The 8,977-nt window shown below is 60.4% G+C and carries 14 protein-coding genes and 1 pseudogene; 3 read left to right on the top strand and 12 right to left on the bottom strand.

Annotation, left to right across the window (positions count from 1 at the left end):
• Positions 1–40 precede the first annotated feature (40 nt).
• The 12 genes and pseudogenes from ftsX to E1809_RS09305 all read right to left on the bottom strand — a co-directional run bounded on the left by ftsX (position 41) and on the right by E1809_RS09305 (position 7,895).
• Complete coding sequence (gene ftsX, locus E1809_RS09360) at positions 41–955, bottom strand: permease-like cell division protein FtsX (protein ID WP_133203965.1); 915 nt, start codon at positions 953–955, stop codon at positions 41–43.
• Complete coding sequence (gene ftsE / locus E1809_RS09355; RefSeq protein WP_133203964.1) at positions 952–1,716, bottom strand: cell division ATP-binding protein FtsE; 765 nt, start codon at positions 1,714–1,716, stop codon at positions 952–954. The genes ftsX and ftsE overlap by 4 nt, the downstream gene beginning before the upstream one ends.
• A gap of 163 nt (positions 1,717–1,879) precedes the next feature.
• On the bottom strand, positions 1,880–2,995 hold the full coding sequence (gene prfB / locus E1809_RS09350) for a peptide chain release factor 2 (RefSeq protein ID WP_133203963.1): 1,116 nt from the start codon (positions 2,993–2,995) through the stop codon (positions 1,880–1,882).
• 88 nt (positions 2,996–3,083) lie between these two features.
• Complete coding sequence (locus tag E1809_RS09345) at positions 3,084–3,497, bottom strand: pilus assembly protein TadG-related protein (protein WP_133203962.1); 414 nt, start codon at positions 3,495–3,497, stop codon at positions 3,084–3,086.
• Between the two features lie 56 nt (positions 3,498–3,553).
• Complete coding sequence (locus tag E1809_RS09340) at positions 3,554–4,075, bottom strand: hypothetical protein (protein ID WP_165962265.1); 522 nt, start codon at positions 4,073–4,075, stop codon at positions 3,554–3,556.
• A complete protein-coding gene (locus E1809_RS09335) occupies positions 4,056–4,475 on the bottom strand; it encodes a TadE/TadG family type IV pilus assembly protein (RefSeq protein WP_133203961.1) in 420 nt (139 codons plus the stop codon). Before E1809_RS09335 ends, E1809_RS09340 begins: the two co-directional genes overlap by 20 nt.
• A 3-nt stretch (positions 4,476–4,478) precedes the next feature.
• Entirely contained in the window at positions 4,479–4,682 is a 204-nt protein-coding gene (locus tag E1809_RS09330) for a hypothetical protein (RefSeq protein ID WP_133203960.1), read from the bottom strand.
• A 178-nt stretch (positions 4,683–4,860) separates the two neighbouring features.
• Entirely contained in the window at positions 4,861–5,799 is a 939-nt protein-coding gene (locus E1809_RS09325) for a type II secretion system F family protein (protein ID WP_133203959.1), read from the bottom strand.
• Positions 5,796–6,650, bottom strand: coding sequence for a type II secretion system F family protein (locus E1809_RS09320; RefSeq protein ID WP_133203958.1), 855 nt, complete (start codon positions 6,648–6,650; stop codon positions 5,796–5,798). The genes E1809_RS09325 and E1809_RS09320 overlap by 4 nt, the downstream gene beginning before the upstream one ends.
• Positions 6,650–6,862: pseudogene (locus tag E1809_RS09315) on the bottom strand (CpaF family protein); the annotation flags it as partial. The gene E1809_RS09320 and the pseudogene E1809_RS09315, both read right to left, overlap by 1 nt.
• Positions 6,863–6,946: 84 nt before the next feature.
• Complete coding sequence (locus E1809_RS09310; RefSeq protein WP_205754147.1) at positions 6,947–7,207, bottom strand: helix-turn-helix domain-containing protein; 261 nt, start codon at positions 7,205–7,207, stop codon at positions 6,947–6,949.
• A gap of 433 nt (positions 7,208–7,640) precedes the next feature.
• On the bottom strand, positions 7,641–7,895 hold the full coding sequence (locus tag E1809_RS09305; protein WP_133203956.1) for a helix-turn-helix domain-containing protein: 255 nt from the start codon (positions 7,893–7,895) through the stop codon (positions 7,641–7,643).
• Between the two features lie 171 nt (positions 7,896–8,066).
• On the opposite strand from E1809_RS09305, the gene E1809_RS09300 reads away from it, so the two are divergent.
• The 3 genes from E1809_RS09300 to E1809_RS27705 all read left to right on the top strand — a co-directional run bounded on the left by E1809_RS09300 (position 8,067) and on the right by E1809_RS27705 (position 8,960).
• Positions 8,067–8,315 carry a helix-turn-helix domain-containing protein gene (locus E1809_RS09300; protein WP_133203955.1) on the top strand — a complete coding sequence of 83 codons (249 nt, stop codon included), beginning with the start codon at positions 8,067–8,069 and terminating at the stop codon, positions 8,313–8,315.
• Positions 8,316–8,589: 274 nt separating this feature from the next.
• On the top strand, positions 8,590–8,841 hold the full coding sequence (locus E1809_RS09295) for a hypothetical protein (RefSeq protein ID WP_133203954.1): 252 nt from the start codon (positions 8,590–8,592) through the stop codon (positions 8,839–8,841).
• Positions 8,838–8,960, top strand: a complete 123-nt coding sequence (locus E1809_RS27705; protein WP_268908670.1) for a hypothetical protein — start codon at positions 8,838–8,840, stop codon at positions 8,958–8,960. The genes E1809_RS09295 and E1809_RS27705 overlap by 4 nt, the downstream gene beginning before the upstream one ends.
• The last annotated feature ends 17 nt before the right edge of the window (positions 8,961–8,977 follow it).

The following is an 8,977-nucleotide window of genomic DNA, read 5'->3' as shown; positions in this document are numbered from 1 at the left end:
CGGCGATCGGGCTGCGTGCCGGGAATCATCGCTTTCATGGCTACACCTTGAGGTATCGGCGAAGGGTCAGGAGTGAGGAGATTCCAGCCAATCCGCCGCCCAACGCAATCAGGACCGGCGCTATGACAAGGACCTGCGTCGAGGATATGAACGGCGTATTCAGGAATTGCCTGGACAGGTCACCATTTAGCCAGAATTGGGCCACGAGCCACAATGTGCCTGACGCCAGTAACGCTCCGACCACCGCCGCGATGACGCCCTCCAGTATGAAAGGCAATTGGATGACCGTCTTCGATGCCCCCACGAGCCGCATGATGCCGGTCTCCCGTCGACGGCTGAAGGCAGACAACCTGATGGTTGTGGTAATGAGCAGGACCGCGCAGAAAATCATGACGGCGGCCACCACCATCGCAGCCACGGATGCCCCGTTCATCCACTCAAAGATCCGTTCGAGGACCTGGCGTTGGTCACTTACAGTCTCCACGCCCGGCTGGGAGGAGAACGTCTCGCTGATGATCTGATACTTTTCCGGGTTCTTCATGTTGATCCGGAAGGAAGACGGAAGCTGGTCCTGGGTCACCGAATCGACAATGGGAGAGTTCGAGAACTGCTCCTTGAAGTGCTTGAAGGCATCCGCCTGGGACTCGAACTGGTAGTCGCTGATGTACGGCTTCACGGCTGGCGAGTCGAGCATTTTTGCCAGGTTGTCTTGTTGTTCCTTGGTCACTGCGCCCGAGGCGCAACCGGTCGCCGTCGAGGAATCGTTGCACAGGAAGATGGCAACCTGGACTTTGTCGTACCAGTAACCCTTCATCTGGTTGATTTGCAGCTGGAGCATGCCGGCTGCGCCAACAAACGTCAGCGACACGAACGTCACCAGGACCACGGACACAACCATGGAAAGGTTCCGGCGCAGACCGCTGCCGATCTCGCCGAGGATGAATGCGAGCCTCACTGCTGCACCCCCTGCGCACGGTCGAGTTCGGCTTCGCTCGCGTCTTTCAACCGCCGAGACTCGCCAACAACCGGAATCATCGAGGTGTAGAGGGCCTTGGCTTCGTCGCGGACAACGACGCCGTTCTTAAGTTCCACGACACGCTTGCGCATCTCGTTCACAATATCGTCGTCGTGGGTGGCCATCACCACGGTGGTTCCGTTCTGGTTGATCTTGTCGAGCACGCCCATGATTCCCATCGACGTGATGGGGTCCAGGTTGCCAGTGGGTTCGTCGGCGAGCAGGATGCCGGGGCGGTTGACTACCGCGCGGGCGATGGCGACTCGCTGCTGCTCACCACCGGACAACTCGTGGGGCATGCGGCGTTCCTTGCCTTCAAGTCCCACCGTCTTCAGCACTTCAGGGACAGTCTCGCGAATGATGCCGCGGCTCTTGCCGATCACCTGCATGGCGAAGGCGACGTTTGCGAAGACGTTCTTTTGCGGAAGCAAGCGGAAGTCCTGGAAAACGACGCCGATTCCGCGGCGAAGCTTGGGAACCCGCCAACTCGAAATGTTAGCCACGTTCTGGCCGGCGACGTAGACCGAGCCGGAAGTCGCCCGGTCTTCCTTCAAGATGAGTCGCAGGAACGTCGACTTGCCGGAGCCTGAAGCTCCAACTAGGAAAGTGAATTCGCCCCGATCAATCTCAAGGCTCACTGAATCCAGCGCAGGGCGGGCATTGGGGTCGTAGACCTTGGTGACATTCTCAAATCGGATCATGACTCTTCAGAACCCCGCCGGACATGCCGCGCTCGACGAGTCCAACCGCCAGCACGCGGGCTATCGATGGGGGAAGATGAGCGCCGGCTCTTCGACTATACGCACGCACCGCATAGGAATCGCGGGGCTTCGCCCGGTGTGTCGCCCAATCGGGCGGGGTCGCCTAGCCTTCGCTGTTCCGGTTTCCCGTGCGCCACCGGATGCCGGCGTCGATGAAGTCGTCGATGTCGCCGTCGAGCACTGCAGAGGTGTTGCCCACTTCGTGCTCGGTGCGCAGGTCCTTGACCATCTGGTACGGGTTGAGGACGTACGAACGCATCTGGTCGCCCCACGACGCCTTCACGTCCCCGGCAAGGGCCTTCTTCTCTGCGTCTTCCTGCTCCTTCTTAAGCAAAAGGAGTCGGGATTGGAGCACACGCATGGCTGCCGCGCGGTTCTGCAGCTGGGACTTCTCGTTTTGCATCGACACCACGATTCCCGAGGGAATGTGCGTCAAGCGCACTGCGGAGTCCGTGGTGTTGACCGATTGTCCACCCGGGCCGGAGGAACGGAAGACGTCGACGCGGATCTCATTATCCGGAATGTCGATCGAATCGGTCTGTTCAATCAGCGGGATGACTTCGACGGCGGCGAACGAGGTTTGCCGCCGTCCTTGGTTGTCGAAGGGGCTGATACGAACGAGACGGTGCGTTCCGGCTTCAACGCTGAGGGTGCCGAAAGCATAAGGCGCCTTGACCTCGAAGGTGGCCGATTTCAAGCCGGCTTCTTCGGCGTACGACGTGTCCATGACGGTGGTGGGATAGCCATGGCGTTCTGCCCAGCGCAGGTACATCCTCAAGAGCATTTCGGCGAAGTCGGCGGCATCCACGCCGCCCGCGCCTGCCCGGATGGTGACGACGGCTTCGCGTTCGTCGTATTCGCCGGACAGCAGCGTCACCACTTCGAGCTCCGTGAGCGCCTTGCGGATGGAGTCCAATTCCGCGGTGGCCTCGGCGATGGAAGCGTCATCGCCCTCATCCTGGCCAAGCTCGACAAGGACTTCGAGGTCGTCGATGCGGCCGGCCAGCTTGTTGAGACGGTCGAGTTCGGACTGGCGATGGGACAACTTGGAGGTGATTACCTGCGCGGACGAGGGATCGTCCCAGAGGTTCGGTTCCCCCGCCTGCTCGCTGAGTTCAGCGATGTCTTCCTTAAGCTTCTCGACGTCGGAAACCTGCTCGATCGAGCTGTAAGTGGAACGAAGCGCGCGGATTTCTGCGGGAAAATCAATCTCAGCCATGGTTGTTCCAGAGTACGCCATCGACCGCCCGGGCGTGGCGCGCCCACCGGATGCATGACGCCCTGCATTGTCCTGCCAGGCGGTCGCGCTATCTTGTCAGCCGGGCCCGGGCCGTGGAACGGGCCTCGACCACTATGCCTTCAGGCATGAAGAAGCCGACGACGGGCGGATGGGCAACGGCCTTCAGCACCACCTCGGCGGTGGCACTCTCCGGGCTTCCCGTGCCATCGCCGATGGCCAGCCGGTCGAAACGGGAATGGGTGCCGTCCCTTGCCAAATAGGACTCCACGACACCTCGCACCCGTTCGCTTTTCAGGACCGCCGAAGGGGTTCCGCTTCCTCCTGCCACCTCGCCGAGGGCATAGCTGTCGGCGGCAGCGACCGATGCGGCGTCTGCCACGGAAAGCAGCTTCTTGTGCTCGATATAGACCGCGGAGGCGGCCGCCACCACCACCGCGAGCAGGAGGGCAATGACCACGTACCCGATGATCAAGACCATCATTTGCCCTTCTTCCCCATCGAGATCCCTGACAGCCCGGGTCCTGGTTCTCCATCGCCTCATCGGAACCGTCCAACCACCTGGGTGGCCGACGCATTCAGGTGGGCGGCATCCAGCTTCATCGAATCTCCGAACGGCACCATCGGCAGGGGCACTTTGAGTTTGACGGTCACCGTGACGGTGCCGCCGGGCGCGTTGCAATCTTCATGGTCGCATGTGACATCTACCGAGGCCCGCTCGGCCGGGTGCCCGTAGTCGGCAAGGGTCAAGAGGGCCGCTTGTTCGGCTGCGAGGCGGCTTTGTTGCGGATCGTCCCGCGTTACGTACACCTTTGACGCCTGGTCCGCAGCACCGACCACGGCGAATGAGCCGCCCTGGATCTGCCCGATGGTGACGATGAAGTACACAACGGGAACCATCAGGAGCAGCGCGAGGAACGTAAATTCGACGGTAGCGCTTCCTCGTTCGGACGATCGGGCGGTGCACTCGGCCTCCCTGACGCCGGAGATCGGCAGGCAGAGCGCCGTACGGCACCGCACACGAACGGCACGAGCTGCACGGTCAGTCGAAAACCGCGGCATGTCCCTTCACCTCCAGCGCGAAGCCGGCTCCGACCAGCCCGATCACAGGCAAAGGCGCCCTGACCGTGACTTCCAACATCCGGGTCTCCTGGGAGCCGGCTTCCGACGTCGAAATGTCCCGGGCGAATTCCGGGTTGAGGGCGGTGCCGATCAGCTCGGCCGTGCGCACGGCCGCGTCCTCCGGCGTCCGGTCCGCAAGCGCGCCGTAGCGAGCGCCCGACGACGCCGCGTCGATCAGTGTGTTGCGCACGTGGAGAACCAGCGTCAACTGAATGATGGCGAGGAAGAACGCCGTGAGCAGTCCTCCCACGAGGACAAAATCCACCACGGCCGATCCCCGTTCATTGCATCGCACTGGCCCCGTGGCGCAGGACTCCGCACCGCCTAGGTGGAACGGCATGGGCTACTTTCCGACCTTACTGATGGCCTGGTTGAAGAGCCCTTCGAGGGCGGGACCCGCGAGGGCCAACAGGCCTGCCACGAGGGCAGCGGACATCAATGTGATCATGACCCAGCCGGGCACGTCGCCCCTCTCGCGATGGTCCTCGGATGGCGTTCCATTATGCGCGGCTGCCTTGTCCAACTGACACGATAGCCAGAACTTCATAAACCACAAACACAGAAAGTGTGACGTCCATACTCGAGCACGGTTGATATTCTTCATTATTTCCCCCAATTTGTGTGTTTTTAGATATCCGCGGACGGACACCTATTCATTTTCTTTTCATAAAACTAAAGTGGGCGCCAATGGATTCCACGTAAGAAAAATTCCCCGGAAAGGCTCATTAAAATCCAAGATCTAAAACCGCCAATCCCGGATAAATGGCAAAGATCACAGTCAGTGGCAGGACGCCGAAAACCAGCGGCACCATCATTCCGATCTCCTTGCGCCCTGCTGACTCCATCAACTCGCGTTTTGCAGAATCCCGAACGTCGGAAGCCTGGGCGCGCAATACGTCCGCCAAAGGAGTGCCCCGCTCCACCGCCACCACGACACCATCCACAAAACGGACGAGCGGGCCGAGGTCGGTCCGCCGGGAAAAGTCCTGGAGAGCTTCGACGAGGGACTTGCCCGATCTCGTGGCGGCCAGGACCAGCGCAAATTCCTTCGCCAGTTCGCCGCGCGCTGTTGCGCAGACACGGTCGAGGGCACCGACCGGGCTCTCCCCTGCACCGACGGCGAGCGCCATCAGTTCCGCAAGGGCCGGAAACTCAGCCAGCATGCGGCGTTCGCGGCGCTTGATCTGCACTCCGAGGAGATAGTCACGGGCAAGGAACGCACCGATCGCACTCGCAAGCACGGCCGCAACCGCTGGAAACGGGCTGAAGCGTCCAGCTGCGGCACTGAAGATTACAACGAAGAGGCCGCAGACGAAACCGCCCGCTGCCCAGAGCAGTTGTTCGGCCCGGAAGTCCAACGCCGCTTTGCCGGAACCTGCCCTTGAGAGTCTCTTGTTCAGCGCGGTGATGTCGAAACTGAACCGCGCCAGATATCGGCACCCATCCTGCAACACGGGCCGCAAGATACGTTCAAGGGGTCCGAAAGGCGCGATCTCGGAAGGCGATGCCAGCAACCGGGATTCGACGTACTGCGATTTGAGCTGTGGCTCGATGCGTTCCGCGAAGGGGATTGCACGCATGAACGGCATGCGAATCAACACAAGCCACAGGCCGGCTCCCAGAACCAGCCCGACGAAGGCGGTCATGGCGACAAGCGCGGTCATCGAAGCACCCTCTCATCCGCGGGAAGGGAACCGATGCGCAACATTGCCCAATAGGAGATGGCGGAAACCAGGAGTCCGCCGGCGAGGACGGTGACTCCTGCTGGCGAGTTGTAGGCTGCGACGGCTTCCGGCCTACAGGCGAGGAGGATTAGAACAATCCAGGGGGCTGCTACCGCAAGGCGTGCTGCGTTGATGGTCCACGATTGCCGGGCTTCCAGCTCGCTGCGCGTCCTGGCACTCTCGCGGAGGAAGTCGGCGAGAGTGCCCAAGAGTCGGCCAAGATCGGATCCTCCCACTTCGCGGGTTATCCTCAACGCTTCAATAATCCTGTCGGCTACGGAATCGGCCAGGCGTTCCTTCAGTCTGCCAAGGGACGAGTCGAAGTGGCCTCCTGCCCGATAGTCGGCAGCGAACTCCTGGAACAGTCCCCGTAATTCAACGGGGCCCTTTTCTCCGAGCTGGATGAGGGCTTCCGGCAGCGAAAGTCCTGCCCGTATGGCCGAGCGCAAGTGGTCAACGATGTCCGGCCACAAACCCCGCAGCGTGGCGGCCCGCCTTCGTGCCCTCCACCTGACGAGAGCCAGCGGAAACCAGGCACCGAAGAGTCCGAAGCACCCGGATATCGGGAGTGAGGCAGTCATGATGAAAACCACCAGCATGGTGAACAGTCCCAGTCCCAGGCAGGAAGCGATGAAGCCGCGGCTGCTCACTTTCTCGATTCCGGCCGTGAGCAGCAGGACCTCAAGGCGCTTAGCTTTTGCTTCCTTCCCGCCAATGGGAGGTTGTTCCCACGTGGACCACCAGATGAGGAACATTCCGAGGCCGCAGAGGACACCGAGCAAGGGCGCCATCAATGGTGCCCGAGAAGTGCGGCGACGTCGAAGCCGGCCTTGGAGAACTTCTCCATTGCGGGCATCGAGTGTGCTGACGGCTGGAGTTGTCCGTCCTGCATCGCGAAGACGGTCGAAGATTCAATGATGCCGTTTTCCACGCGTCGGCCAAGGGACAGGATTTCCGTGACTTGCCGGCGCCCATCACCGTGACGGCTGCAATGCACTGCACTGGAGATATATTCCAAAACACTACGAGAGGAAGGCCCCACCAAACGGTGGGGCCTTCCTGTTTTGGGTGGGTGCGAACCGGTGGCTTATTCCGGGATGGCTGCGTTCTGCACAGCCGTGTGAAGCAGTGCGTCCAGGTCCTCTTCAAGGGCCTTGCAGATAGCCTCGATGTCATTAAGCGTGAAAGGCAGATCGTCCCTGAGCCTGGTTGAGAGGTAACTCGGGGACATCTCCGCCTTCGCGGCCAACTTGGCAGCACTGACCCGTTTCCGGGCCATGGTTGCCCGGACCTCAGCCGAGCTGGCCCGCGCAAAGGGGCCGGATGGATTCTGTTTTCGTTGAGGCATGGTCATGATCGTATCCGCTCGTCGCTGCACTCTCGGGAGGTTGCGTCTCTCAGAGTGCCCATTTCGTCCCTAATTAGGCACAGTCTAGCTAAGTTGCCCAAAATACCTAGTATTTACGCAGTTTTTGCCTAATTTAAGATCCTATGCCTATCTAGGGTACGTTAACGCCGTAGGATAAAACCGGTCTCTTCAGCGCAAGATTTGATGCCCCGTCAGGGCACCCCGTCATGGGCTCGTGGAGTTGGAATATATATTCGGATAGGGGCGAATGGTGAAGTTTGAGCGGTTGGAATCTCTCTTGCTGGAGACTTCCATTGGGGAACTGTGCACGGCTTGGGGGCTTGGTGCTGAAGCTGTACTTGGGGTTAAAAAGAAAGAGCGCCCCATGACCATTCGAGAGGTCGGGGCGCTCGCTGAGCTCTACGGTATGAAGTTACAGGACATCCTTGCCGTCTAGGCGGCGCTGAGCGCGCTCGGTCAATTCACCCAGGGACAGGCCGAGCGCGTTCGCTATGTTAAGGAACGCGGGAAGCGGCAGGTCGCGGTCGCCGGAGAGGTAGCGGTGGAGTGAGGCTTTGGGTATGCCGGCCTTCTGCGCCAGTTCTGGTTGCTTCCAGTCCAGGGCGGCCATCTCAGCTTTGATCTGCTTTATCAATGCTGCTTGGATGTCAGTTCCATAAGTTCCCATATGGGAATAATATCCATCGATTGGACGATAAAGCAACCCGTCCAGATATTTTGTGCGCGACACGACACGCTAGGTGCTTGCTTTAACTAGCTAATTGACTACGCGCGAGACACTCATGACTAGTCTCCAAACCTACTTGTAAAATCTCCATACGGAGATTACAGTGTCTGTATGGGAACAAACATCGCTGAGATAGTCTCAGCCACGAACCGAAACATCGCCCTCGGCATCGTCGAGAAGAACACAAACCGGAACGTGCTTGCCAAGGCCTCCGGAATCCCGCGCACAACGTTCGATCGCAAGCTTGACGGCCATGCAGACTTCACCTTGAAAGAACTGGGCCAGATCGCCCAGGCCCTCGGCCTCCATCTGGGCCAGATCCTCCCCGTCCAACTGATCAAGGCCCCGGACGCGGCATGATCAAGGATGCGGAGTATTGGCGCCACGTTGCCAGCATCGTTGCTGCGGCTCCTCCGCTGACGCCCGAACAAGCAGACCGAATCGCGTCACTGCTTAGGCCCCGGCCAGCGGACGCCGCGCAGGCGGCCTGAAGGCCCCCGCTGAATCACCTTCCCAGAAGCGCCCCTAGTAGGCCCTTCTTCCTCGCTTAGCCCATCGCCCATTTCGGGTCGATGCGTCATGCCCTTTTTCACCTCACCCTTGGGTCCGTCCCTCGGAGATAGGGGTATTTGTCATGCCCAAATTCACCCTGGCGTTCTGGGAGAACCGCGTCCGTGAGGACGTTCCTGACGCCGACCGCTCCTACATCAAGAAAACAGCAAAGCTGGCGATGCGCCGGCACAGGGACTACATCCACGAGCCTACGGAGGCCGAGATGCTCGAGCTTTACAGCAACATCGTCTACCGCGATCCGACACCGGCGGAAGCCATCCGGAACATCAATGAGGCCGCCGCACGGAGGCGGAAGGCCGGGTGCGGGAAATGAGCAAGCACGCGAAGCCGTCCGAGGAGCAGGTCAGGCGCTTCCTTGTGGATCTCACGCTTCTCGCCGTGGTCGTTTACGCCCTGGGTTTCATCATCACCCTCATCAGGGGCGTGTCATGAAGCCCGCCACTCACAAC

It is taken from the genome of Arthrobacter terricola (genome assembly GCF_004354015.1).
GTDB classification, from domain to species: domain Bacteria; phylum Actinomycetota; class Actinomycetes; order Actinomycetales; family Micrococcaceae; genus Arthrobacter; species Arthrobacter terricola.
The sequence above is the reverse complement of the archived record's forward strand: the minus strand, read 5'-3'. Positions and strand labels throughout refer to the sequence as shown.

Bases quoted from the DNA above. Each gene is read 5' to 3' on its own strand.
- ftsE (WP_133203964.1), bottom strand. From the start codon at position 1,716: ATGATCCGATTTGAGAATGTCACCAAGGTCTACGACCCCAATGCCCGC.
- prfB (WP_133203963.1), bottom strand. From the start codon at position 2,995: ATGGCTGAGATTGATTTTCCCGCAGAAATCCGCGCGCTTCGTTCCACT.
- E1809_RS09345 (WP_133203962.1), bottom strand. From the start codon at position 3,497: ATGATGGTCTTGATCATCGGGTACGTGGTCATTGCCCTCCTGCTCGCG.
- E1809_RS09340 (WP_165962265.1), bottom strand. From the start codon at position 4,075: ATGCCGCGGTTTTCGACTGACCGTGCAGCTCGTGCCGTTCGTGTGCGG.
- E1809_RS09335 (WP_133203961.1), bottom strand. From the start codon at position 4,475: ATGCCGTTCCACCTAGGCGGTGCGGAGTCCTGCGCCACGGGGCCAGTG.
- E1809_RS09330 (WP_133203960.1), bottom strand. From the start codon at position 4,682: ATGAAGTTCTGGCTATCGTGTCAGTTGGACAAGGCAGCCGCGCATAAT.
- E1809_RS09325 (WP_133203959.1), bottom strand. From the start codon at position 5,799: ATGACCGCGCTTGTCGCCATGACCGCCTTCGTCGGGCTGGTTCTGGGA.
- E1809_RS09320 (WP_133203958.1), bottom strand. From the start codon at position 6,650: ATGGCGCCCTTGCTCGGTGTCCTCTGCGGCCTCGGAATGTTCCTCATC.
- E1809_RS09310 (WP_205754147.1), bottom strand. From the start codon at position 7,207: ATGCCTCAACGAAAACAGAATCCATCCGGCCCCTTTGCGCGGGCCAGC.
- E1809_RS09305 (WP_133203956.1), bottom strand. From the start codon at position 7,895: ATGGGAACTTATGGAACTGACATCCAAGCAGCATTGATAAAGCAGATC.
- E1809_RS09300 (WP_133203955.1), top strand. From the start codon at position 8,067: ATGGGAACAAACATCGCTGAGATAGTCTCAGCCACGAACCGAAACATC.
- E1809_RS09295 (WP_133203954.1), top strand. From the start codon at position 8,590: ATGCCCAAATTCACCCTGGCGTTCTGGGAGAACCGCGTCCGTGAGGAC.
- E1809_RS27705 (WP_268908670.1), top strand. From the start codon at position 8,838: ATGAGCAAGCACGCGAAGCCGTCCGAGGAGCAGGTCAGGCGCTTCCTT.